At 55.0% G+C, this 24,145-nt stretch carries 19 protein-coding genes; 17 read left to right on the forward strand and 2 right to left on the reverse strand.

The features are described from left to right. Positions 1 to 36: 36 nt before the first annotated feature. From hemA to hemH, 8 genes are all read left to right on the forward strand, one after another. Positions 37 to 1,431 carry a glutamyl-tRNA reductase gene (hemA, locus tag SK3146_RS30085; RefSeq protein WP_249862235.1) on the forward strand — a complete coding sequence of 465 codons (1,395 nt, stop codon included), beginning with the start codon at positions 37 to 39 and terminating at the stop codon, positions 1,429 to 1,431. 14 nt (positions 1,432 to 1,445) lie between these two features. Next, the gene (locus tag SK3146_RS30090) at positions 1,446 to 2,270 is read left to right on the forward strand and encodes a cytochrome C assembly family protein (RefSeq protein ID WP_249862236.1); all 825 of its coding nucleotides are present in this window, start codon (positions 1,446 to 1,448) and stop codon (positions 2,268 to 2,270) included. A gap of 80 nt (positions 2,271 to 2,350) precedes the next feature. Continuing rightward, positions 2,351 to 3,028 carry a precorrin-2 dehydrogenase/sirohydrochlorin ferrochelatase family protein gene (locus tag SK3146_RS30095; RefSeq protein ID WP_249862237.1) on the forward strand — a complete coding sequence of 226 codons (678 nt, stop codon included), beginning with the start codon at positions 2,351 to 2,353 and terminating at the stop codon, positions 3,026 to 3,028. Between the two features lie 24 nt (positions 3,029 to 3,052). Then, positions 3,053 to 3,991 carry a hydroxymethylbilane synthase gene (gene hemC / locus SK3146_RS30100; protein ID WP_249862238.1) on the forward strand — a complete coding sequence of 313 codons (939 nt, stop codon included), beginning with the start codon at positions 3,053 to 3,055 and terminating at the stop codon, positions 3,989 to 3,991. Positions 3,992 to 3,997: 6 nt separating this feature from the next. Continuing rightward, on the forward strand, positions 3,998 to 5,524 hold the full coding sequence (gene cobA / locus SK3146_RS30105) for a uroporphyrinogen-III C-methyltransferase (RefSeq protein ID WP_249862239.1): 1,527 nt from the start codon (positions 3,998 to 4,000) through the stop codon (positions 5,522 to 5,524). 69 nt (positions 5,525 to 5,593) lie between these two features. Beyond that, the gene (hemB, locus tag SK3146_RS30110; RefSeq protein ID WP_249862240.1) at positions 5,594 to 6,595 is read left to right on the forward strand and encodes a porphobilinogen synthase; all 1,002 of its coding nucleotides are present in this window, start codon (positions 5,594 to 5,596) and stop codon (positions 6,593 to 6,595) included. Between the two features lie 293 nt (positions 6,596 to 6,888). Continuing rightward, positions 6,889 to 7,953: a uroporphyrinogen decarboxylase gene (hemE, locus tag SK3146_RS30115; RefSeq protein WP_249862241.1), complete on the forward strand. Its 1,065-nt coding sequence runs from the start codon at positions 6,889 to 6,891 to the stop codon at positions 7,951 to 7,953. Position 7,954: 1 nt separating this feature from the next. After that, complete coding sequence (hemH, locus tag SK3146_RS30120) at positions 7,955 to 8,890, forward strand: ferrochelatase (protein ID WP_249862242.1); 936 nt, start codon at positions 7,955 to 7,957, stop codon at positions 8,888 to 8,890. Positions 8,891 to 8,996: 106 nt separating this feature from the next. On the opposite strand, the gene SK3146_RS30125 is transcribed toward hemH, so the two are convergent. Next, positions 8,997 to 9,659 (reverse strand): Crp/Fnr family transcriptional regulator, encoded by a 663-nt coding sequence (locus SK3146_RS30125; RefSeq protein ID WP_249862243.1) that lies wholly within the window; start codon positions 9,657 to 9,659, stop codon positions 8,997 to 8,999. 108 nt (positions 9,660 to 9,767) lie between these two features. On the opposite strand from SK3146_RS30125, the gene hemL reads away from it, so the two are divergent. After that, complete coding sequence (hemL, locus tag SK3146_RS30130) at positions 9,768 to 11,066, forward strand: glutamate-1-semialdehyde 2,1-aminomutase (protein ID WP_249862244.1); 1,299 nt, start codon at positions 9,768 to 9,770, stop codon at positions 11,064 to 11,066. A 239-nt stretch (positions 11,067 to 11,305) separates the two neighbouring features. Here hemL and SK3146_RS30135 read toward each other — a convergent pair whose 3' ends face one another. Then, positions 11,306 to 13,153 carry a phosphodiester glycosidase family protein gene (locus SK3146_RS30135; RefSeq protein ID WP_249862245.1) on the reverse strand — a complete coding sequence of 616 codons (1,848 nt, stop codon included), beginning with the start codon at positions 13,151 to 13,153 and terminating at the stop codon, positions 11,306 to 11,308. Positions 13,154 to 13,399: 246 nt separating this feature from the next. Between SK3146_RS30135 and SK3146_RS30140 the strand changes: the two genes are divergently transcribed. The 8 genes from SK3146_RS30140 to SK3146_RS30175 all read left to right on the forward strand — a co-directional run bounded on the left by SK3146_RS30140 (position 13,400) and on the right by SK3146_RS30175 (position 24,095). Then, positions 13,400 to 14,284, forward strand: coding sequence for an RluA family pseudouridine synthase (locus SK3146_RS30140; RefSeq protein WP_249862246.1), 885 nt, complete (start codon positions 13,400 to 13,402; stop codon positions 14,282 to 14,284). Positions 14,285 to 14,390: 106 nt separating this feature from the next. After that, positions 14,391 to 15,626: a LysM peptidoglycan-binding domain-containing protein gene (locus SK3146_RS30145; RefSeq protein ID WP_249862247.1), complete on the forward strand. Its 1,236-nt coding sequence runs from the start codon at positions 14,391 to 14,393 to the stop codon at positions 15,624 to 15,626. Between the two features lie 625 nt (positions 15,627 to 16,251). Continuing rightward, entirely contained in the window at positions 16,252 to 18,927 is a 2,676-nt protein-coding gene (locus tag SK3146_RS30150) for a valine--tRNA ligase (protein ID WP_249862248.1), read from the forward strand. Positions 18,928 to 18,949: 22 nt separating this feature from the next. Beyond that, the gene (locus tag SK3146_RS30155) at positions 18,950 to 20,320 is read left to right on the forward strand and encodes a bifunctional folylpolyglutamate synthase/dihydrofolate synthase (protein ID WP_249862249.1); all 1,371 of its coding nucleotides are present in this window, start codon (positions 18,950 to 18,952) and stop codon (positions 20,318 to 20,320) included. Between the two features lie 7 nt (positions 20,321 to 20,327). Further along, positions 20,328 to 21,716, forward strand: a complete 1,389-nt coding sequence (murC, locus tag SK3146_RS30160; protein ID WP_249862250.1) for a UDP-N-acetylmuramate--L-alanine ligase — start codon at positions 20,328 to 20,330, stop codon at positions 21,714 to 21,716. Between the two features lie 152 nt (positions 21,717 to 21,868). Further along, complete coding sequence (locus SK3146_RS30165) at positions 21,869 to 22,093, forward strand: DUF1450 domain-containing protein (RefSeq protein ID WP_249862251.1); 225 nt, start codon at positions 21,869 to 21,871, stop codon at positions 22,091 to 22,093. A gap of 94 nt (positions 22,094 to 22,187) precedes the next feature. After that, the gene (locus tag SK3146_RS30170) at positions 22,188 to 22,655 is read left to right on the forward strand and encodes a ferritin (RefSeq protein WP_434006918.1); all 468 of its coding nucleotides are present in this window, start codon (positions 22,188 to 22,190) and stop codon (positions 22,653 to 22,655) included. A gap of 102 nt (positions 22,656 to 22,757) precedes the next feature. Beyond that, complete coding sequence (locus SK3146_RS30175) at positions 22,758 to 24,095, forward strand: SPOR domain-containing protein (RefSeq protein ID WP_249862253.1); 1,338 nt, start codon at positions 22,758 to 22,760, stop codon at positions 24,093 to 24,095. The last annotated feature ends 50 nt before the right edge of the window (positions 24,096 to 24,145 follow it).

Genomic DNA, 24,145 nt, shown 5'->3' on the forward strand with positions numbered 1-24,145 from the left:
TTTCTAGATTACGAAGAGGAAGGCAGGTGGACACCCATGCATATCGTTGTGGCGGGCTTGAATTATCGTACGGCGCCGGTTTCGATCCGCGAAAAATTTACTTTTGCCGACGGAGATCTTGAAGTGGCGCTGAGCGAGCTCAAAGAGACGAAAAGCATCATGGAATGTGTCATAGTGGGCACCTGTAACCGTACGGAGTTATATGTGGTTGTCGATCGGGAACATTTGTGCGGCCATTACCTGCGCGGATTTATCGAGAAATGGTTCGGCGTACCGCGCGAGGAATTCAATAAGCACTTGTACATTTACGAGAATGAAAAAGCGATCGAGCATTTATTCCGGGTTACCAGCGGTCTGGATTCGATGGTTATCGGGGAAACGCAAATTTTAGGCCAAATCCGCGACGCCTTTTTGCTGGCGCAGCAGTGCAAGACGACGGGCATTCTGTTTAACACGCTGTTCAAGCAGTCGGTTACGCTCGCCAAGCGCGCGCATACGGAGACCGGGATCGGAGAAAACCCCGTCTCCGTCAGCTACGCGGCGGTCGAGCTGGGCAAACGGATCTTCGGCAGCTACGATCACAAGAAGGTGATGATCATCGGGGCCGGGAAGATGAGCGAGCTGACGGTCAAACATTTGTACGCCAACGGCGCGGATAAGGTCATCGTCGTCAACCGTACCTTGAGCCGAGCGCAGGAGCTGGCAGGCAAGTTTGAAGGAGTGGCGGGCTCCATGGACAAGCTGCTCGTTTATTTGGAAGAAGTCGATATCGTCATCAGCTCTACCGGCTCTGCGGATATCGTGCTGACCAAAGAGCAGGTAGCGGCCGTACTGCAAAAGCGGCGTTCGCGCCCGCTGTTTATGATCGACATCGCCGTTCCGCGCGATCTGGATTCGGCCATCGGCGAGCTGCCGAACGTATTTTTGTATGACATCGACAATTTGCAGTCGATCGTTAACAATCATCTGCAGGAACGCCGCAAGGCCGCGCTGGTGATCGAGGACATGATTGTGGACGAAATGGCCGCATTCGACCAATGGACGCGCACGCTGGGTGTAAGACCGCTCATTCAGGCGCTGCAGACGAAGGCGAGCTCGATTCATGAGGAGACGATGGACAGCCTCCTGAAGAAGCTGCCGGATTTGGACGAGCGGGAGCTGAAGGTCATTCGCAAGCTGACGAAAAGCATCGTCAATCAAATGCTGCGCGATCCTGTCAACCGGATTAAAGAAATGGCTGCCGAACGCCATGGGGACGAAGCGCTGGAGTATTTCACCAAAATATTCGCGCTGGAAGAGCAATTGGCAGAGCAGGAGCGTACCGAGCAGGCCGCCCGCCAGCAGGAGCTGAGCGAAACGCACGAGCGTTGGAAGGATGAGCTGTTAACGAAGGTTTCCATGAAGCCTGCCGATGCCTTGGCCAAAACGTAGTTGGGAGAGGTGCCATGGTCACGAAAAGCTGGTTGTACGATGCCACAATATATATATACGCCCTGAGCCTGCTGTTTTACTTCTCGGACTTTGTCGGTCCGAACCGAAGCGCAAAACGGATGGGGACAGGGTTGCTTTCTTTTGTTTGGATTCTGCAAACGGTCTATCTAGTCGTTAACCTAGTGTGGCATGACCGTTCGACCGCATTTTCCATGTTTGAAACGCTGTTTATGCTATCCTGGCTTTTAGTGACGGTCTCGCTCGTAGTGAACCGTTTTTTTCGTATCGAGCTGTTTGTTTTTATCGTCAATGTCATCGGCTTTACCGTGCTGGCGTTGAATTTTTTCAGCAATCCGAAGGTATCGCCGACGCTCGCTTCCTGGAACATTAACGATGAGGTGCTGTTCATCCATATCAGCTTCTCGCTTGCCAGTTACGTCGCTTTCGTCGTAGCGGCCGTGTTTTCGGGCATGTATTTGTTTCTGCACCGCCAGCTCAAAGAAAAGAAATGGACCAAGCTGATGCAGCGGCTGCCGAGTCTGGACAAGACGGACTACTATTCCTTCGTATCGGTAGTGATCGGAACGCCGCTTCTGCTGTTCGGCATGTCGCTAGGCGTCGTCTGGATTTCACTGCAGCATGATTTGACGCTGTTCTTCGACCCGAAGGTGATTAACTCATGGTTTGTTCTGCTTGCTTATATTTTTTATTTATTTCAACGGCTGCTGCTCAAGACACCGGGGTATAAGCTGGCGCTGTGGAATTTGGCCGCCTTCTTTATTATGGCGCTCAATTTTGTCTTTGCGAATTTTTACTCTTCATTCCATCAATGGTCGTAATGTAAGGCCTCTGGCAAGAAGCAAAGCGCGAAGGACGGGGGAAGCCGGTGTCCGGGAAAGAACCGAACTATTATCCTTTAATGATCAATATAGCGGACAAGCCTTGCGTCATCGTAGGCGGTGGTGCGGTAGCGGAGCGCAAAGCGCAGGCGCTGCTGGAAGCTGGGGCCGCGGTGACGGTCGTAAGTCCCGAGGCGACGAGCCGCCTCAGGCAATGGCAGCAAGAAGGGAAGCTCCGGCTCATAGCGGAGCCTTACCGGCCGTTAATGTCGTGTATTCGGAGCGCTTATCTTATATTTGCCGCTACCGACCGGCCGGATGTCAATAAGGCGGTACGTTTGGAAGCGGAGCAGCAGGGCAAGCTGGTTAATGTAGCCGACGACGCCGTACGGAGCGGGTTCATCGTCCCCGCGACGGTGCGCCGCGGCAAGCTGCTGATTGCCGTGTCGACCGCCGGAGCCAGCCCGGCCGTCGCCAAGAAGGTGAAGCGGGAGCTGGAGCAGGCATTCGGCGAGGAATACGAGCAGTATCTGGATCTGCTGCAGGAGCTGCGCGTCTTGATTCAATCGGTCGTGCCGGATACGCAGCGCCGCCAAGAGCTGTTCAAGCGAATGCTGGAATGGGAACTGCTGTCCTGGATTCGTTCGGGACGATTCGACGAAAGGGCTAAGGCGGAGCTGCTGGAGAGGATCGGTCTGGAACCGACTGCACAAGGCATGGATGCCATAGGGCGCACGATTCGGGAGTACATAGAATAATTTCAAAGTTGAGGAGCTGACCGCATGCGAAAAATCGTCGTAGGTACAAGGCAGAGCGCATTAGCGCTGACGCAAACGGGGCAGGTTGTGGAACAGCTGCGCGAGCTGTGCCAAAAGCTAGGCATCGAGTGCGAATTTGAGCTGAAAAAAATCGTCACCAAAGGAGACCGGATTCTTGACGTCACCTTATCCAAAGTCGGCGGAAAAGGGCTGTTCGTCAAAGAAATCGAGCAGGCGCTGTTCGACGGCGAGATCGATATGGCCGTGCACAGCATGAAGGATATGCCGGCCGAGCTGCCGGAAGGACTGGTCGTCGGCGCCGTACCGCACCGCGAGGACCCGCGGGACTGCTTGATTACGAGCGGCGGGGTGACGCTGGATGAGCTCCCGCAAGGAGCGAAGGTAGGCACCAGCAGCCTGCGCCGCTCGTGCCAGCTGCAAAATTACCGCGCGGATCTTCAGATCGAGTCGATCCGCGGCAATATCGATTCGAGATTGAAGAAGCTCGAATCCGAAGGCTTCGATGCGATTTTGCTCGCGGCCGCCGGCTTGCACCGGACCGGCTGGCAGGACCGCATCAGCGAGTACTTGCCGACCGAGCTTAGCTTGCCCGCTGTCGGGCAAGGAGCGCTGTGCGTCGAATGCCGCGGCAACGACGAGTTCGTGCTTGAGCTTTTGAAGCACTTCAACCACGAGCCGACGGCGCTGGCCGTAGCGGCGGAACGGAGCTTCCTCGGCAGGCTGAACGGCGGCTGTCAAGTGCCGATCGGCGCTTACGCCAGCCTCGGCGACGAAGGCGGCAATCCGGTCATTACGCTGACCGGGATGGTGGGCTCGCCGGACGGCAAGCAAATGCTTAAGGAAACAATGACCGGCACGGACCCGGATAAGCTGGGAAGCCAACTGGCGGATACGCTGATCCGTCAAGGCGCTGTTGACATATTGGCCATGGTGAGGGGTTGAGCAGAGGTGAGTAAAGGCGTCGTCTATCTCGTAGGAGCAGGTCCCGGTGATCCGAAGCTCATTACGCTGCGCGGGCTGGAGGCGATTCAGCGGGCCGACGTCGTCGTATACGACCGTCTGGCCAGTCCTAGGCTGCTGAAGCATATGAAGCCGGGCGCAGAGAAAATCTTTGTCGGCAAGCTGCCGGACAAGCATATGATGAAGCAAGGCGAAATCAATCAGCTGCTTGTCGATCTGGCGCTTCAGGGCAAAGTAGTCACCCGTCTGAAGGGCGGCGATCCGAGCGTATTCGGCCGCGTGGGCGAAGAAGCGGAACTGCTTGCGGATAACGGCATCGGCTTCGAAATTGTGCCGGGCATCACCTCGGCGATCGCCGTTCCCGCCTATGCGGGAATTCCGGTTACGCATCGCGACTTTACTTCTTCATTCTCTATCGTTACGGGGCATGAATACCCGAACAAAACTTACAGCAGCGTCAACTGGGACAATCTGGCCCAGGCGTCGGGAACGCTGATTTTTCTTATGGGCGTGGCCAATTTGGAGTTTATTTGCAGCCAGCTGATCCGCGGAGGCAAGTCCGCCGCCACTCCGGTAGCGTTAATCCGCTGGGGAACCTGGATGGAGCAGGCGACGCTGACGGGAACGTTGACGGATATCGTGGACAAGGTGCGCGCGGCCAATTTTCAATCGCCGGCCGTCATCATTGTCGGCGAAGTGGTCAAGCTTCGCGAGAAGCTCGCCTGGTTCGAGAAGAAGCCGCTGTTCGGCCGGCGCATTCTGGTCACTCGCGCGCGCAGCCAAGCGAGCGAGCTCGTTCAGCAAATCGAGGAGCTGGGCGGCGAAGCGGTGGAGTTCCCGGTCATTCGCACCCAGCCCCCTTCCAGCGAGGAAGCGAGAGCTGCGCTGGATGCGGCGCTGGAGCGCTTGCCGGAGTTCGAATGGGTGCTATTTACCAGCGTCAACGGCGTCGATTATTTCTTCGAACGGCTGCAGCAGAAGCGGATCGATATCCGCATGCTGTATCAAGCCCGGATCGCCGCCGTCGGCCCGAAGACAGCCGAAGCGCTGGAACGCAGAGGCTTGTTGGTCGATCTGCTGCCTGCGAAGTTTCAGGGCGACGTGCTGCTGGAATCGATCGAACAAGAGCTGAGGCCGGGGCAGCGCGTCCTGCTTCCTACCGCAGACATCGCCAAAGCGTATATTCCCGAGCGGCTGAAGCAGCTCGGAATGGACGTGACCGAAGTCGACGTCTACGAAACGGTGCTGGATACGGGCGGAGGGGCCGAGGTGATCGATCTGCTTCAGCAGAAGGCGCTTCATATTATAACGTTTACGAGCTCTTCGACCGTGACGAATTTGCTGCTGGCGCTGCGCGAGCTGGGGGCGGAGCAGCCGCTTGAGCTGCTGCAGTCATGCCGGATCGCCTGTATCGGCCCGATGACGGCGCAGACGGCGCGGGAAGCCGGTCTTACCGTCGATTACGTGGCGGAGGAAGCTACCGTAGCTTCTCTCGTGCAGAGTTTGTATGCGTAAAGAATAGTAATGACAAGTCTGGTATATTGCATTCATAGTTACTAACAAGAAGATGAGGAGGAATCTGCTATGAGTTATCCTATCGTTCGCAACCGGAGGCTGCGCAGCTCTCAAGCTTTGCGCAATCTGGTGAGAGAGAGCAGCATTTCGGTTCATGATCTGATCTATCCTATTTTTGTAACGCACGGCTCCGGGTTGAAAGAAGAAATATCCTCAATGCCGGGAGTGTATCATCTATCGCTCGATTTGCTGCAAGAAGAACTTAAAGAAGTAACTGGCCTCGGCATTCAAGCGATCATGCTTTTCGGCGTGCCGGAGCATAAAGACGCTCACGGTACTTCGGCTCATGACCATAACGGAATCGTCCAGCTAGCGACTCGCAAGATCAAGGAGCTGTACCCGGAGCTGCTGGTCATCGCCGACACTTGCTTGTGCCAATTTACCGATCATGGCCATTGCGGCGTCGTTCATGTGAATGAGAAGACGCAGCGCGCCGAAATTTTGAACGATCCTTCGCTTGAACTGCTGGTCAAAACGGCCGTGTCCCAAGCAGAAGCCGGAGCCGACATCATCGCTCCGTCGAATATGATGGACGGCTTCGTCTATGCGATCCGCCAAGGCTTGGACGAAGCGGGCTACGATCAAACTCCGATTATGTCGTATTCGGTCAAATATGCATCCGCTTATTACGGTCCGTTCCGCGAAGCGGCGCATTCCGCTCCGAAGTTCGGCGACCGCAAAACGTATCAAATGGACCCGGCCAATGTGCGCGAAGCGCTTCGCGAGGCGGAGTCCGATGTCGTGGAAGGCGCCGATTTCCTGATGGTGAAGCCGGCTATGGCTTATATGGACGTCATTCGTTTGCTGCGCGATCAATTCGATCTGCCGCTCGTCGCTTATAATGTCAGCGGCGAATATTCGCTCATCAAAGCCGCGGCACTTCAGGGTTGGGTGGACGAGAAGTCGATCGTCATGGAAACGATGCTTGGCTTCAAACGCGCCGGAGCGGATCTGATCATTACGTACTTTGCCAAAGATATCGCCAAATGGCTTCGCGAAGGAAGCCTCTGATAAGGCAGCACGACCAGGAGAAGAGTTTTTTAGCCGGCACGTTCGGTTAAAAAACTCTTTTCGCTTTTCCTCCAGGCTGGTCGCGTCTGCCAGTCGGCGCTGCCCAACCGCGGGTAATCGGGGAGCGGTCAATGAATACTTTTCCTATGAGAAAATCGGTTTTTAACGGCGCGGCGGGTGCGTCCTTGTCATACTTTTGTCGGAATCTATAGGGGGCAATCAGTTGTTAGAGCCTGCCAAATAGGGCATAATGAGTAGTAGGTCTTAGGAGTAAACGGAAATGGGGTAAACCAATGAGTTATAACGACACTTTTATTAGAGCGTGCAAAAAACAAGAGGTAGATACTCTCCCTGTATGGTATATGAGACAGGCGGGAAGATACGACCCGGAATACCGCAAGATTAAGGAGAAATACAGCTTGCTGGAAATATGCAAGCAGCCGGAGCTGGCTGCCGAAGTGACGATGATGCCGGTGAAGAAGCTGGGGGTTGACGCGGCTATTTTGTATTCGGATATTATGAATCCGGTTGCTTCAATCGGCATTGATTTCGACATCGTGAAGGACGTTGGCCCGGTGATTCATAACCCGGTTCGGACGGCGGCCGACGTGGCTAAGCTTCGTCCGATTCAAGTGGAGCAGGATTTATCCCACATTATAAAAACGATCGAGATTTTGGTAGCTGAGCTTCAGGTTCCGTTGATTACGTTTGCCGGGGCTCCTTTCACCGTAGCAAGCTATTTGATCGAGGGCAAGCCGTCGAAAAACTACATCCGCACGAAAGAGCTTATGTACGGCGAGCCTGCGGTATGGTTTCAGCTGATGGATAAGCTGGGCGATATGGTTATCGCTTATTTGAAAGCGCAGTTTGCCGCCGGAGCGAAAGCCGTGCAGTTGTTCGACAGCTGGATCGGAGCTTTGTCGCCGAGAGATTTCGAGAAATACGTGCTGCCGACGATCGAACGGATCTTTGCGGAGCTGAGCGACCAGGAGCAGCCGAAAATTTATTTCCCGGGCGTCAGTTCAGGGGAGCTGCTGCCGCTATTGCATAACGTCAAAGCCGACGTCATCGGGCTGGATTGGCGCGTATCGATAGCCGAAGGACGGAGAAGAGTCGGCTCGGCCTTTGCGGTGCAGGGGAATTTGGACCCTTATGTGCTGACGGCGCCGATGGAGGTTATTCAGGAGCAGGCCAAAGCCATTATCGATCAAGGCATTCAGCAGCCGGGCTATGTGTTCAACCTGGGACACGGATTGTTCCCGGAAGCATCGCTCGACAAGCTGCGGGAGCTGACGGACTACGTTCATACTTATTCCAAGCAAGCGATTGCCCAATTGAAACAAGGAAGTGGTGTTTAAAATGTCCAAACAACGTATCGGCGTCCTGGTGATGTCTTACGGAACACCGGAAAGCCTGGACCAGGTTGAAGCTTACTACACCCATATTCGCCGCGGAAATCCGCCGAGCCCGGAGCAGCTGAAGGAATTGACCGATCGTTACGAAGCGATTGTAGGCGGCTTTTTCCCGCTTCGCGAAAATACGAACAAACAAGTGAAAGCATTGGAAGAGCGGCTCAACGCCGATCATCCGCAAGTGGAATTCGTCTGTTATCAAGGGCTTAAGCATGCCGCGCCGTTCATTGAGGACGGGGTGGAGCAGATGGCGAAAGACGGTATTCGGCAGGCGGTCGGCATCGTGCTGGCGCCGCATTATTCGGTCATGAGCGTGGGCGGCTACATTAAGCGAGCGCAGGAGAAGGCGGAGGAGCTCGGTCTTTCCATGCAGTTCGTCAAAAGCTATCATCTGCATCCGAAATTGATCGAAGCGCTGTCGAACCGCGTGACGGAAACGCTGCAGCGGTTCGAAGATACGCCCAAAGCGGACATTCGCGTTATCTTCACGGCGCACAGCCTGCCGGAAAAAATTGTTGAAATGCGCGATCCGTATCCGGAGCAGCTGCTTGCAACGTCCAAAGCGGTTGCCGAACAGACCGGCGTCGACAACTGGCAGTTCGGATGGCAGAGCGCGGGCCGAACGGCATCGCCGTGGCTGGGACCGGATATTCTGGATGTGCTGCATACGATAAAGAACGAGGAGCAGGTTCAGAACGTTCTTGTTTGTCCGGTCGGTTTCGTCTCCGATCACCTGGAAGTGCTGTACGATCTCGATATCGAGGCGCAGCAGACGGCCAAGGAGCTCGGAATCCATCTGGAGCGCACCCCGTCTCTGAACACCGATCCGCTTTATATGGAGACGCTCAGCGACGTCATCTATCAGTTATGCGAAGGCAAGTAACGCACTCAAGACGATCAAGGCCCGCTTACATAGCGGGCCTGCGCCTTGCGGCTCGCAGCTCGGATTGGCAGCTGCGGTGCCAATTCGACGTTTGACGCCGGAGCGATTACTCCCTTAGCTGACCGAGATCGAGGCGCATCTCCTGGCCGTTGAGGCTGAGCAGCCGTTTATCTTGAAGATCCCGTATCACTTGCATCAATATCGGCTTTTGTACTCCCGCCATTTGCGAGACTTCATCGTAATTGAGCGTCATTTTGATAGTTATGGAGTTGCCGGTGCGGGTTCCGTTTTTGTTAGCCAGCGTAACGAGGCTTTTGATGACGCGGGTTCTGGCATCGAGAAACGTGCGATCCTGCACATGCTGGTTCGTATCGCGAAGGCGGCTGCACATCTCTTGCATAATGCCGAGGGAAATGCCAAAATGGGTCTTCATCAATCCGATGAAGCTTGGAGCCGTAATGGAGATCAGCACGCTTTCTTCGAGCGTCTGTGCGGAGGCGGAGCGGGGCTTGCCGTCGATCAGGGAGAGCTCGCCGAAGCTGTCTCCGGCTTTCATCAGCGACAAGATCATTTCTTCTCCGGAACTTGTTGCGGTATAAATTTTAATGGAACCGCTGGACAAAATGTAGAAAATGGAGCCGGGCTCCTTTTCATTAAACAGCACTGTGCCGGGTTTAAACGTTTTCTTGGTGCAAATGGTCGAGATAGCTTCCAGTTGTTGATGGTTCAGCTTCGAAAAAAGCGGCACTTTATTTAAAAGTTCGATCATGATTTCGCCTCGCTTATTTATGGGGAACAAGTCCGCAGCTTTCGGATAATTATATCTCGGCCAATCGGGCTTGACAAGTCATTTTCATGTGAAGGAAGGGGTAGCAAAATGAGCTTGCGTAAACGTGTGGATGAGCGCTCGGCCAAAGCTTTTGCCGAAGCGAAGGAGGTCATTCCGGGAGGTGTCAACAGCCCGGTGCGCGCTTTTAAATCGGTAGGATTGACGCCCCTCTTCATGGAGCGGGGAGCGGGCTCCCGGGTCTACGATATCGACGGTAACGAGTTTATCGATTATATCGGTTCGTGGGGACCGCTTATTGTAGGACACTCCCACCCGGAAGTGGTGGAAGCGATCAAACGGACGGCCGAGAAGGGCTCCAGCTACGGGGCTCCGACCGAATTGGAAACGGAGATGGCCAAGCTTGTCATTGAACGGATTCCTTCGATCGAAATGGTGCGGATGGTCAACTCCGGCACGGAAGCGACCATGAGCGCGCTGCGGCTCGCCAGAGGCTATACGCAGCGGTCGAAAATCGTTAAGTTCGAAGGCTGTTATCATGGACATGCCGATTCGCTGCTGATTAAGGCCGGCTCCGGCGTGGCTACGCTCGGCTTGCCGGACAGCCCCGGCGTGCCCGAAAGCGTGGCAGTGAATACGATCACCGTTCCGTATAACGACCTGGAGTCGCTGCGGCTGGCATTTGAAAAGTTCGGCGAAGAGATCGCCGCCGTCATCGTCGAGCCGATCGGAGGCAATATGGGCGTCGTTCCGCCGCTGCCCGGCTTCTTGCAAGGGCTTCGCGATATAACGAGCCGCTATGGCAGCCTGCTCATTTTCGACGAGGTGATGACGGGATTCCGCGTCGGCCTGCACAGCGCTCAAGGCTTGTACGGCATTGATCCGGATCTGACCTGTCTTGGGAAGATCATCGGCGGCGGTTTACCGGTAGGCGCGTACGGCGGCAAACGGCATATCATGGAGCATATCGCGCCCAGCGGCCCGATCTATCAAGCAGGCACGCTGTCCGGAAATCCGCTTGCGATGGCGGCGGGATATACGACGCTTCGTTTGCTGGGTGAGCCGGGGGTTTACGAGGAATTGGAGCGAAAGGCGGCGCGACTGGAAGAAGGCTTCCTCGGCAACGCCCGGGAAATCGGCATTGCCAGCACGATCAATCGGGTAGGCTCGATGATTTGCCCGTTCTTCACGGAGCGGCAGGTCATTAACTACGAAACGGCCAAAACCTCCGATCTGGACAAGTTCAACCGCTATTTCGCGGCTTTGCTTGACCGAGGAATAAGCATCGCTCCGTCGCAATTCGAAGGCATGTTCGTGTCGACGGCTCATACGGATGAAGATATTGAAACGACGATTGCGGCGCACTATGAAGCGCTCAAGAGTCTGTAGAACGTAAGAAGAGGCCTCTTCCGTCTAGGAAGGGCCTCTTTTTTGTTGTTTAGAAAATGATGCGCAGCAATATCCTGTAGATAACCGGGGGCTCCCCCGAAAGTAATGTCTACCCATAGAACGATCCTAGCTGAATGGTTAGACGCCGATCCAGCTTAGGCTGGATGCGGACGGAATAAGCTTCAGTGCATCACGTCACTTTTGGGGGATTTGTTCCTTCTTGTTCTCAGCCGGTCGCCTTATTCGGTCTTGCCTCCCGGGGACGGGCTAGGGTTCGGCGTTGCGGTTGCGGACGATGAATTGACCGTTGAACCGCTTGTCGCGCCTGAGCCGCCGGCAGCACCGGATTTGGAGCCCGATGTTCCGCCGTTTGCTCCCGTGCTATCATTGTTTTTCGGCTCCTGCTCCGTACTCTTGCCTCCAGCCGGAGTCGGTGAAGGAGAAGGCGTAGCAGCAGGAGTAGGAGTACCGGTCGGCTGCGGGGTAGAACCGTCCGCGCCGTTATTGCCGCCAGCACCGGCAGAGCCGCCGTTCTGCGTCTTGCCGTTGTCGCTATCCTTCGGATTGGCGCCTGTACCCGAGTTAGAACCGGTTCCGTTCTGGTTCTGGCCCGCTCCGGTTTCCGTCTTCGGCGGGACCGTTTCCTTGCTTCCGTTTGCAGCATTCGTATCCTTTGAACCATTCGTGTCTTTCGAACTATTCGTGTCTTTCGAACTATTCGTGTCTTTGGCGCCGTCGGCAGTATCTTTCGCCCCGGCGTCTTTCGTGCCGTTATCTTTGGCGTCGGCATCCGTTCCAGGCTTCGTGCCTTTATTATCGGTTGCCGTCCCCGCCTTGCCTGCTCCATTACCGGTTTCCCGATTGGCATCCGTCGTCTTGGATTTATCCGTGTCCGTCTTGCCCGGCGATGGCGTTGGCGATGAAGACGGTGTCGGCGAAGGTGTTGGAGTAGGTGTCGGATTATTTTTTTGCTTGGCTTTCAGCTCCGCCTGTTCTTTCAAGTAATCCGGATGATCGTAAGAGCCGCCCGGATCGATCTTGTCGAGACCGTCCCAGACTCGATTGGCGACGACGTTCTCGGGATGATCGTACACCAGGAACGCCGATGGCAGCCGCCGTTCGCCGTACCGGCTTGAAGGGCTTGTAACCAGCTCGCCGTTGACGACCAGCTCGGATGAAGCTCCGCCGTCAAGAAAGCCGGCATTGATGACGTCGTCCTCCATGAACAAATCCTGGACCTCCTTCAAGGTCGCGCCGACGCTTTGCGCTTGGCGGCCGTCGATGACGATGAAGATGACGGTACCGTCCGCTTTTTGCCCGACGGCCGTCCGCGGAGCGCGGCTGTTGTCGACAATCGGCAGCGGCTTGCCGTTGGCGATGACGCGCGGATAGAAGGACGCCGCTTCCGATATGCCCATGTCGCGCAGCTCGAACATATCGTATTTGCCTATGACGAGAGTTCCGTCCTTGGTAAAGCCGACGATATGCTGCGGAACGCTGCCGTCCTGGTCGGTATAAATGATATCGCCGCCGGAGATGATAGCTCCGATCGCCGCAAAGCCGTTGCCGAGCCCTTCCGGGTCGTTGAAGCCGCCGGCGTTCACTCCGGCCACGGCTCCGGTTCGTTTCACCATCGAGGTGATTTTCTCGCCTTCGCCGGACTTCGCAGGCGTCATCAGGCGAATCGATTTGGGATCGTACACATACATCCGTTTTCCTTTCCAGAACTTGCCGGAAATATCTTCGACTTTAATCAGCTCGTCGATTGAACGGATGCGCTGTTGCGTCGTTTTGATCAAGCCGGGAAGCTGCTTTTCCTTGGCATTATCTTCGACGTTGTTGATCATTTCCTGAATCAGCGCGTCCCGCTTCTCCGTGCCGACAAACAGCCACGCCCAGTCGCGGTGCTGGGTAATAATGACCGTACGGGCCATCCAAATACGCATGTCCGTGCCCGGACCGGTCCAAAACATAAAGCTTGAAGTAAGAAACGTAAGTACGGCAATCAGCATCAACGATTTTTTTATCCAGCTCCAATCGCGAAGCTGCTGTCTTCCAGACTCAAGCCATTGTTGGGCAGTGCTCACTTTGTCCACTCCTGTTTAAAATATAAACATAATCATTGGTTTTTAACTCTATTATTCTATCATATTCCGATAGGCTTGAATAGCGGAAGGAAAGCCGTGCCGGTTGGGAAAAAGGCTTTGAGGGGAAGCGCGCAATTTGCTACAATAGGGCGAGCTGTCCGTCGTTATTCCGGCAGGATTGTTTCTCGCGGAAGACGGGGGATGCCGCCGGCGTAATGAAAAACTGTTCACAAGGGAGCTTGACAGATGATATTTCCATGGCAACGAAAAGGAGAATGGCTGGAGCTGAGGCTTCCGCAAGTTCCGGAGTCGGAATACGAGCTGAAGCGCTATTTGCCGATGTCCGATAAATTTCTCGGCAATTTAATCAGAAGCGGCGGCGTGTCCGTTAAAGGAACCAGAGCGCGCCTCAGATTGTTTCCCGACGAATCGCTTGAGCTTATGCCGGTTTGGGTTCCGATAGAAGTGCTGTACGAGGACGATTTTTTGCTGGTTGTCCATAAGCCTGCCGGAATGAAGGTGCACGGGGACGGGGGCGCGTCCAAAGAACGGGAAGAGACGACCTTGGCGGATGCCGTCGCAAGTCACTATGCATCGACCGGACAGCCGTGCAAGGTTCGGCATATTCATCGCTTGGACGAGGATACGACCGGGCCGGTGCTGTATGCCAAGACGGAGTGGTCTCAGCTGGCGCTGGACGAGGCGATGCGGGAGAAGCGTATTGAACGGCGGTACGCCGCCATCGTTCAAGGACGATGGAAGGAGCGGCGAGGCGTCGTCGACGCGCCGATCGGCAGAGACAGGCATCATGCCGGGCGAAGGCGGGTATCCGCTACGGGAGAGCGGGCGGTGACCCATTACGAAGTAGCCGAGCAGTGGCGCCGCGGGGCGCTTGTCCGCCTGAGGCTGGAAACGGGACGCACCCATCAAATCCGGGTTCACCTGAGCCATCTGGGTCATCCGATCTGGGGAGACGCGCTGTACGGCGGGCCCGAAGAATTCATCGGCAGACAGGCGCTGCACGGGGAAACGCTGCTGCTGAGCCACCCGTTCACAGGGGAGCCGCTGCATATTGAAGCTCCATGGCCGGCCGATATGCAGGTCCTTTATAATACTTTGAAAAAAATATAGTCATGCTCCTCCCGCGCAAACCATATAATCCTATAGATAAGTGATACTGACCCATTTTTTCGGATGCGGTTTGCGAGACTAGCTTTACGAAAGGGAGGGCAATACATTGGCTGATCAACAAAGCGGTTTGCGGTTTGACATTTATGAACGAGTGCATTTATCGGAAGGCGTGGCAGGCATCAAAGAGCTGGAGGGAGTCGAGCTGGTGCCGCATATTCAGGTGCTCCCGCAAGGGGATCAAGCGCTGCTCAGAGGCAACCTGCTCTTGTCCGGCACCTATGTGGACGAACAGGATGCTTTCAATAGAACTTTGGAGCATCTGATTCCCGTTGAAATTACGCTTCCTATGAATCGCGTGCAGCGGATGGAAGATATTGCGGTAGAAATTGAAAATTTCGACGTGGAGCTGCTGTCTACGAGAAGCTTGAATATTACCGGCGTCCTCTCGCTGAACGGTCTTGAAGTCGTATCGGCCGCTTCCGCCGACAGCTGGGGCGAGGAGGAAGAGGAGGTCGTATTCGTTCACGAGGCTCGGGAGCAGGCGCCCGAGGAAGCTCAGCGGTTTGAAGAGGCGCTGCAGGAGGAAGAGCCGCCGTTTGAACAGGAGCCGGGATTTGCCGAAGAAGCGGCGTTTGCGCAAGGAGAGACGGCGGAACCGAGCGGGGCGGAAAGAACGGAGGCGTCCGGCTTTGCCGCCCAGCCTTCGGCCAATCAGCAGCAGTGGTCTTCCCCGCCGTCGTCTTATGCCGCCGCGAACCCGATTCCGGAGCCGAAGGGCAGTCCTGCCGCCGAGCGGAGCAACCGGTCGGAAAGCTGGTCGGCGGCCGAAAGCGGCTCGCTCTCCGCGGTGAAAGAGTCTGAGCAAGCCGCAGATGCCGAAGCCGCCCAAAACCAGAGCTTGGAGGCTGCGGAGGCGAACGAGCCGAACGAACAAAGCGAACAGAACGAGCCGCTCCAGCCGCTTAGCCAGCAGGAAGACAAGAAGGAAATGAAGATCGCCTTCTCCGGCAAAAAGACGGAAAGCGCGGAGTCTTCCAAGTCTGCCGGCCTGTCGTCACTGCTGCAAAACGCCGTATCGTCCAAGGGCGAGACCAGACCCGAAGAAGAGGCTCCTGCTGCCGCGCCTCCGACAGGCGACAAGCTGGAATGGAAGCGGCTCCTCGGCGGTCCTAGACAGGAGCAGCAGGAATTCAAGCGGCTGCGGCTGTGCATCGTGCAGAAAGAAGAGACGCTGGAGACGATTGCGAAGCGTTACGATCTGAACCCTCGGGAGATCGCGCTGTTCAACCGGCTTGGCGAGAATGACTTGTCGGAAGGGCAAATCGTGTACATTCCGAAGTAATCGATTCAAAGCGAAGATTATGCGGCTCAAAATAACACCTCGTCGGCCCGCTGCGGGTTTGATGGAGGTGTTATTTGGTTATAATGAGAACAAACGATATTTATAGACGCCTACCGTATTGACTCTATGTGCAATGTTGTTTATCATAGGAATGATTATACATCTTAACAACTTGGAGAGGGAATAATAGGCAGCCAACCCTTCAGAGAGCGGAATTGCTACGCTGGAAGATTCCGCAGGACGTAACTGGCCGAAGTCGCCCTGGAGTTGCAATGTTCAAAGCATAAGAGACCCAATCGGCCTGTCGCCTACATTTCAGAAGAAGGTGCGAAAGCTTCGGGCGTCTTATGCGAATAGACACTGCCGGCCGCAGCCGTTACCTGTTAAGTGCCGCATGGAGAGCCGTTTTTGTACGCTTTGCCCTCATAAGCGAGGCAAGCGCGAATCCAATACGCTATTCAAGCGGAATAAAGGTGGTACCACGGAAGCAGATCCTTTCGTCCTTTGCGGCGAAAGGATTTTTTTGTTGTTTTGGGAAACGGCGCATACGGCCGGTTCTTCGGCTTCACCGTGAATGCCCGAAACCAATAGTTATGAATGACTTGATAAATGGAGGTTTATACGTATGGAAGAGACCAAAGCAGCACAAACGCAGGGATCGGCAACTTCAATGCCGACCACTTACGATCCGAAGGAAGCGGAGAAAAAATGGTACGATTATTGGCTGAAAGGCGAATATTTTAAAGCGGGGCAGCGGCAGGACGCCGAAACGTATACGATCGTCATTCCTCCTCCGAACGTAACGGGGATGCTTCACATCGGCCATGCGCTCGACTTCACCTTGCAGGACATTATGGTCCGCACCAAAAGAATGCAGGGCTACGATGCGCTGTGGCTTCCCGGCTCCGACCATGCGGGCATTGCGACGCAAACGAAAGTGGAGCAAAAGCTGCGCGAGGAAGGCGTAACCCGATACGATTTGGGTCGGGAGAAGTTCCTTGAGAAAGTGTGGGAATGGAAAGAAACCTACGCCAACACCATTCGGGAGCAATGGGCCAAGATGGGCTTCTCGCTGGATTATTCCAGAGAACGTTTTACGCTCGACGAAGGATTGTCCAAAGCGGTTCGCGAGGTGTTCGTCAAGCTGTACGAAAAAGGGCTGATCTACCGCGGCAACTATATTATCAACTGGGACCCGGCGGCGCGCACGGCGCTTTCGGATATCGAGGTGGAATATAAAGAAGTTCAGGGTCATTTGTATCATTTGCGTTATCCGGTAAAAGACAGCGGCGAATCGATCGTCGTAGCGACGACGCGGCCGGAGACGATGCTCGGAGATACCGCCGTCGCCGTTCATCCGGAGGACGACCGCTACAAGCATCTGATCGGCAAAATGCTCGTGCTGCCGATCATCGGCCGGGAAATTCCGATTGTAGCCGACGAGTACGTCGAGAAAGATTTCGGCAGCGGCGCCGTGAAAATTACGCCGGCCCACGATCCGAACGACTTCGAGGTCGGCAAACGCCATGATTTGCCGCAAATTCTCGTCATGGACGATACGGGCACAATGAACGACAACGCCGGCAAGTACAAAGGCTTGGACCGTTTCGAATGCCGGAAGCAAATCGTCACCGACATGAAGGAATCCGGCGTTCTCATCAAGATCGAGGATCACGTTCATCAAGTGGGACACAGCGAGCGCAGCGGCGCCGTTGTCGAGCCGTACTTGTCCACCCAATGGTTCGTCAAAATGAAGCCGCTCGCCGATCGTGCGATCGAAGCGCAAAAAGCCGGCGAAGGCGTTAACTTCATTCCGGACCGGTTCGAGAAAATTTACCTGCACTGGATCGAGAATGTGCGCGACTGGTGTATTTCCCGCCAGCTTTGGTGGGGGCATCGGATTCCCGCCTGGTACTGCGAGGATTGCGGTGAAATGCATGTATCCCGCGAAGCGGTAACCAAGTGCTCCTGCGGCAGCGCGAATCTTCGTCAGGACAACGATGTGCTCGATACTTGGTTCAGCTCCGCATTGTGGCCGTTCTCCACGCTCGGCTGGCCGGATGAAACCGAAGATATGAAACGTTACTACCCGACCAGCCTGCTGGTGACGGGATACGATATTATTTACTTCTGGGTGGCGCGGATGATTTTTAGCGCACTCGAATTTACGGACCAAATTCCGTTCAAGGATGTGCTGATGCACGGCCTCGTACGCGACGCGGAAGGCCGCAAAATGTCCAAGTCGCTCGGCAACGGGGTCGATCCGCTGGAAGTGATCGAGAAGTACGGAGCGGACGCCATGCGCTTTATGATCTCCACCGGCTCCACACCGGGGCAGGATCTTCGCTTCCGCTGGGAAAAGGTCGAGCAGGCGCGTAATTTTGCCAACAAAATTTGGAACGCATCCCGTTTTGCGCTGATGAATCTCGGGGATTTCAAGGCCGAACAAATCGATCTGACCGGTTCGCTGAGCACGGCCGACCGCTGGATTTTGCATCGTTTGAACGAAACCGTGCGGGAGGTTACCCGCCTCATCGATTCGTACGAGTTCGGCGAAACCGGACGACTGCTGTACAACTTTATTTGGGACGATCTTTGCGACTGGTATATCGAGTTCAGCAAGCTGTCCTTATACGGCGCCGACGAACAGGCGAAGCATACGACCCAATCCGTCCTTGCTTACGTGCTGGACCGCACTCAGCGTTTGATTCATCCGTTCATGCCGTTTATTTCCGAGGAAATATGGCAGCATCTGCCGCATGAAGGCGACACGATTACATTGGCGCCATGGCCGGTATATGAAGCGGGTCTGGAAGCGCCCGATGCGGTTCGCGAAATGGAGCTGCTGATGGATATGATTCGTACGGTCCGTAACATCCGGGCGGAAGTGAACGTGCCGATGAGCAAAAAGATCGAGCTGCTGGTGAAACCGGCAAGCGAAGACACTCTAGCTATTCTGAAACGGAACGAAGAGTATGTGAGACGTTTCTGCAATACGTCGCTGTTTGATATCGGCATGGAAATCGCCACTCCGGACAAAGCCATGACAGGCATCGTAACCGGCGCCGAATTGTATCTGCCGCTTGCCGGGCTGATCGACATTTCGCAGGAGCTGGCAAGATTGGAGAAGGAGCTGCAGACGCTGCACGGCGAAGTGGAACGGATTGAGAAGAAGCTGAACAATCCGGGCTTCGTAGCGAAGGCTCCGGCCAAAGTTATCGACGAGGAAAAAGCGAAGCTGGCCGATTATGCCGACAAGCGGGATAAAGTGAACGCCCGTCTGGCAGAACTGAGAGGGTGAGTTTGAAGTGAGCGAAACGAACGTGACAGCGCAACAAACGGCAGGCGCTTTTCGCACCGCGGCGGAAGCCGTCAATTGGATCGTCCATTTGATCCCTTTCGGAATTAAGCCGGGACTTAAGCGGATGGAGAAGCTGATGGAGCTTCTGGATCATCCGGAACGCCGCCTCAAATTCATTCATGTAGCGGGAACGAACGGCAAGGGCTCGGTCTGCGCTTTCCTGACGGAAGTGCTGAAGCAGAGCGGATACGATGTGGGGACGTTTACGTCCCCTTACATTGAGAAATATTCGGACCGAATTCGCCTGAACGGCGAAAATATCCCCGATGAGGACCTGGTGCGCGTAGTTAACAAGATCAAGCCTCTGGCCGATGAAATCGCCGCGAGCGAGCTGGGCCAGCCGACGATGTTCGAAGTATCCACGGCGGTAGCCATCGAATATTTCGCTCATGTCGCTTATCCCGACTTCGTCGTGTGGGAGACGGGCCTTGGAGGCCGGCTCGATTCCACCAACGTCGTCGCTCCGATCCTGTCGGTTATCACGAACATCGGGCACGACCACATGGAAATATTGGGCGATTCGATCGCCAAAGTCGCTGCGGAGAAGGCGGGCATTATTAAACCCGGCGTCCCGGTCGTCAGCGCGGTCGGCCAGCCCGAAGCGGTCGAAGTGCTGGATCGGACGGCGAAGGAGAAAAACAGCACGCTTTATTTGCTGGATCGGCAATTCCGTTACGAAGCGTTGTCTTCGCGGGAAAACGATCAAACGTTCCATTTTTACAGCCCGTTCCGCAATATTCCGGATCTCGGCATCTCGATGAACGGCCGGCATCAATTTCAGAATGCGGCGGTTTCGGTCATGGCGCTGGAGCTGCTGCGCCAATATTATGCGCTGATCGTGGAGGACGATGTGCTGGTTAAGGCTCTCAAGGATACGCGGTGGGCAGGCCGGATGGAGATGATCTCGCAAACTCCGCGCATTTTGATCGACGGGGCTCATAATCCCGAAGGCGGGGCAGTACTAGCACAGGCGCTTAAGGAAACTTACACATACAATAAACTACACTTCGTTATGGGAATGCTTTCGACAAAGAATCATTCCGAATATTTGCGGCATATACTGCCATTGGTGGATACCCTCATCCTTACCGAGCCGGATTGGCACAAAAAGGAAGATGCTGCTAAGCTAGCCGAGCTGGCCAGAACGCTTTTACAGGAGATCGGTCGAACCGATGTGGACGTGATCGTGGAACCGGATTGGAAGGCGGCGCTGGAGCAGGTAAAAGGCAGAACGGCAAAGGACGACCTGGCCGTCGTTTCCGGCACGTTGTATTTAATAGGAGATGTTCGTTCCTGGATCTTACATCAATCCGATTCTGAAAAAGGCTGGTGAGAGCGGCGTGAATACAACAGAGCACATCCATTTTATCGGTATTGGCGGGTATGGCATGAGTGCTATCGCCAAGGTTATGCTGGAAATGGGCTACCATGTTTCGGGGTCTGATTTGGCGCGGCAGGAGCTGACGGAAAAGCTTGTCGCCAAAGGAGCTCAAGTGTTTATCGGTCATGAGGCCGATCATGTCAAAGGGGCGGATGTCGTCGTTTATTCGACCGCGCTGTCCAAAGACAACGTAGAGATAGCCGAAGCCGAGAAGCTGAACATACCGATTTTGCACCGTTCCCAAATGCTGGCGCGATTAATGAACGCCAAGAAGGGAATCGCCGTAGCGGGAGCGCACGGCAAGACGACGACGTCGTCGATGATCGCTCTCGTGCTGGAGCAGTGCAAGCAGGATCCGACCTACATTATCGGCGGAGAAATTATGAACGTGGGCAGCAACGCCAAAGCGGGACAAGGCGATTGGGTCGTGGCGGAGGCCGACGAGAGCGACGGCTCTTTTCTGCAGTATCATCCCGCCATTGCGCTTGTGAACAATATCGAAGCCGACCATCTGGAAAACTATGACGGCGACTTTGAAAATTTGAAAAAAGCGTACGCCCAATTTTTGAGCCAGGTCAAGGCGGACGGCAATGCGGTCGTATGCAAAGACGACCCTTACCTGCGCCAGATGATCCCCGATATTCAAAGCGAGGTCATTACTTACGGCATAGAAGAGCAGGATGCCGATTATATAGCGCGCAATATCGATTTGGGCGACCGCAAGGTTCGCTTTGACGTCGTTCGCCGGGGAGAGCACCTCGGAACGATCAAGCTGTCGGTGCCGGGCAAGCATAACGTGTACAACGCGCTCGCCACGCTGATTACTTGCATGGAGGCGGGACTTGCGTTCGGACAGGTGGCCGAGGCGATTACCGATTTCCGCGGCGCGAAGCGGAGATTTCAGGTGCTGGGCGAGGTGAACGACATCCTCGTGATCGACGATTACGCCCATCATCCGACGGAGATCGAAGCGACGATCAGCGCGGCCAAAGCGACAGGGAAAAAAATTACGGCCGTATTCCAGCCGCAGCGCTATACCCGAACCTATTTCCTGTTCGAGCAGTTCAGCCGCGCGTTCCCGGAAGCGGACGAAGTCATCATTACGGATATATACTCTCCGGCCGGAGAGAAACAGATTGAAGGCATTTCCTCGGCGAAGCTGGTCGAGCTGATCCGCCAGAACAGCAATGCGAACGTGCGCTACATTCCGAGCAAGGAAGAGGTGCAAACCTACTTGCTGTCTCATGTGAAGCGCGGAGATTTGGTGCTGACTATGGGCGCAGGCGACATATGGAAGGCCGCCGACGGGTTGGCCAGAGCGCTGGAAGCGAAAGCAAGCTCGCAATAAGACGATAACCGCAAGGAGGTCACTCTCCGATGCGGTTTTTCTTTTGTTTCGACGCCTAAAAAAATTGGCTTGTCTCCGTCTCCGAACCGATTGACAATGATAATGAGAACTATTATCATTTGAATGAAATATAGGAAAAGAAGGGAAGCCTTATGAAGAAGATCAAATACTGCTGCCGCAATTTAAAACGGGGCTCCAAGAGCGTATATAAGACGATCAAGAAGGAATTTCCGGACATTAAGCAGAAGAAGAAAGATTGTCTGGGCAACTGCAAGCTCTGCTCCAAGCAGTGTATGGTGATGGTCGGCAAGACGAAAATCGTCTGCGCCTCCTCGGCCGATAAGCTGTATGACGAGCTGCGGTATTTGATCGGATGAAAGGCTTATGTATAATAGGGTAGAATACCAAACCATTAAGGAAGGTCGTGTTAGTTTGTTAAACGATGCATTAAGCGAAGCGCTAAACGAGCAAATGAACTTTGAATTTTATTCCTCCCACGTGTATTTGGCGATGGCCGCTTATTGCTCGGGCGAAAGCTTGGACGGATTTGCCAACTTTTTTATCGTGCAAGCGGAAGAGGAACGTTTTCACGCAATGAAAATATACAAGTTTCTGAACGACCGCGGCCGTCGGGCGACGATCACGGGAATGGATCACCCGCATAACGAATACCGGTCGATGCTCCACGCCTTCGAGCAGGCCTACGAGCATGAGCAGACCGTAACGAAACGGATTTACCATTTGTCCGACATTGCGCTGAACGAGCGCGAGCATGCGACCATTCACTTTCTGAAATGGTTTATCGACGAGCAGGTGGAGGAGGAAGCGATGTTTGACAGCATCATCCACAAGCTCAAACGGATCGATAAGGACAGCAACGCGTTCTTCGTGCTCGATACCGAATTCTCGCAGCGCGTATTCACGCCTCCGGCCAACTAAGATCTGAAGGGCGATCCATCGAAATCGGACTTGCCTGTTCTAATTAGGACGACTCTCTCATAGTCTAGTAATACGAAAACGGGACAAGGGAGAGAAGTAGAAATGAGCAGGAGCAAAATGACGTTTCGATTTGATCATACTACCCCTGGACGGAAGCAAAACGCCGAGCGGACGGTGAAAGAGGAACCGCCGGTCATTCCTCTTCATGTAGAGGAATACCGCGTTGTGGAGGAGCGCCAGCCGGAGAGCTTGACGAATCTGGACAAAGTATACGGAATGCAGACGACAACCGCTTCCGAAACGGAGCGCAAAGCGCCGCTTATCGACGCCCAGCAGCTGAATCCGTATACGACCGATTACGGCGGCTGGCAGAGCTCCTTCGATACGGAGACGAACAGAGTGGAGCGGATTATCCGGGAATCGGCCAATCATAAGACGAACAGGTCGCAGCCGCAGGAGCATTCGGAAGGAAGAGACAGGGACGCCGGAGCGTTTGGAAGCGGCGATTATGTGCCGCCTCAGGAGCCTATTCGCGATCATCAATGGTATATTCCCGAAGACCCTGTCTTCGTATCGAGTCCGCCGAAGCCGAATACATCCTGGCTGAAAGTAGCGACTTCGGTAGCCGGAGCGATTGTAACCGGCATCGCCTTCGGATTTTTCGTGCTGTCGATGTTCTCCGGGGATTCGCCGGAAAAAGCCGCGAAGGACGCTTTGTCCGGCCAACCCGCCGCAGTGAATCAGGCCGGCGGCGGAGTTAAGCAGGATGCGGCAGGGGCTGCGGTTCCGGCATCGGCCGCGGCGGGCGCCGCGGTAACCATTCCGGCCAAAACCTACAGCTTCCTGCAAAGCGGCGTATTCAGCACGCCGCAAAGCGCCGATGCGGCTCAGGCCGATCTGAAGAAGCAAGGATTCGTCGCCGTCCGCGACAGCGGAGACAAATATCCCGTTTACGTCGGGATATCGATGACTCGGGACGAAGCGCTCGGTCTCGCCCAGAAGTTCAAGCAGAAAAATATCGATGTCATCGTTAAAAATGTCGATTTGCCCGCCGTGAGCAAAGCGAAATGGAGCGGCAAGACGGCCGACGCGCTTCCAAGCTTTATCAACCAAGGGGATAGTCTGCTGCAAACAATCGCTCCCCTTACCGTAGCTCATCTGTCGGAAGCGAAGCCGACCCCCGCCGATGCGGCGGCCGTGCAATCGGTCAAAACGGCGCATCAGGCCTGGATCGGGCTGAACGCTCAAGTAAACGAAGGACTGGCCGACGATGCCAAGGCGATCGTGCAGCGAATGAATACGGCGATGCAGACGGCGGTCGTCTCGGTCGACGAATACAGGAAAAATCCCGCGGCAGCGTACATGTGGCAGGCGCAGACGGCGCTGATGCAGTACGTCGTGGCGGAGAAGGAGCTGCGGGCCGCGGTTGCTGTGCAGTAAGCAAGACGGGCGATGACGAATCGCCGAAGGGCCGCGCGGCATAGCGCAAA

The organism is Paenibacillus konkukensis (assembly GCF_023523925.1).
Taxonomy (GTDB): Bacteria; Bacillota; Bacilli; order Paenibacillales; family NBRC-103111; genus Paenibacillus_S; species Paenibacillus_S doosanensis.

What these genes read in the sequence shown, in the direction of transcription:
- hemL (WP_249862244.1), top strand. Translation starts at nt 9,768, where the DNA reads ATGAGCTTGCGTAAACGTGTGGATGAGCGCTCGGCCAAAGCTTTTGCC.
- SK3146_RS30175 (WP_249862253.1), top strand. Translation starts at nt 22,758, where the DNA reads ATGAGCAGGAGCAAAATGACGTTTCGATTTGATCATACTACCCCTGGA.
- SK3146_RS30170 (WP_434006918.1), top strand. Translation starts at nt 22,188, where the DNA reads ATGAACTTTGAATTTTATTCCTCCCACGTGTATTTGGCGATGGCCGCT.
- SK3146_RS30140 (WP_249862246.1), top strand. Translation starts at nt 13,400, where the DNA reads ATGATATTTCCATGGCAACGAAAAGGAGAATGGCTGGAGCTGAGGCTT.
- hemE (WP_249862241.1), top strand. Translation starts at nt 6,889, where the DNA reads ATGAGTTATAACGACACTTTTATTAGAGCGTGCAAAAAACAAGAGGTA.
- hemC (WP_249862238.1), top strand. Translation starts at nt 3,053, where the DNA reads ATGCGAAAAATCGTCGTAGGTACAAGGCAGAGCGCATTAGCGCTGACG.
- SK3146_RS30150 (WP_249862248.1), top strand. Translation starts at nt 16,252, where the DNA reads ATGGAAGAGACCAAAGCAGCACAAACGCAGGGATCGGCAACTTCAATG.
- hemB (WP_249862240.1), top strand. Translation starts at nt 5,594, where the DNA reads ATGAGTTATCCTATCGTTCGCAACCGGAGGCTGCGCAGCTCTCAAGCT.
- SK3146_RS30095 (WP_249862237.1), top strand. Translation starts at nt 2,351, where the DNA reads ATGATCAATATAGCGGACAAGCCTTGCGTCATCGTAGGCGGTGGTGCG.
- hemH (WP_249862242.1), top strand. Translation starts at nt 7,955, where the DNA reads ATGTCCAAACAACGTATCGGCGTCCTGGTGATGTCTTACGGAACACCG.
- SK3146_RS30165 (WP_249862251.1), top strand. Translation starts at nt 21,869, where the DNA reads ATGAAGAAGATCAAATACTGCTGCCGCAATTTAAAACGGGGCTCCAAG.
- SK3146_RS30090 (WP_249862236.1), top strand. Translation starts at nt 1,446, where the DNA reads ATGGTCACGAAAAGCTGGTTGTACGATGCCACAATATATATATACGCC.
- hemA (WP_249862235.1), top strand. Translation starts at nt 37, where the DNA reads ATGCATATCGTTGTGGCGGGCTTGAATTATCGTACGGCGCCGGTTTCG.
- SK3146_RS30125 (WP_249862243.1), bottom strand. Translation starts at nt 9,659, where the DNA reads ATGATCGAACTTTTAAATAAAGTGCCGCTTTTTTCGAAGCTGAACCAT.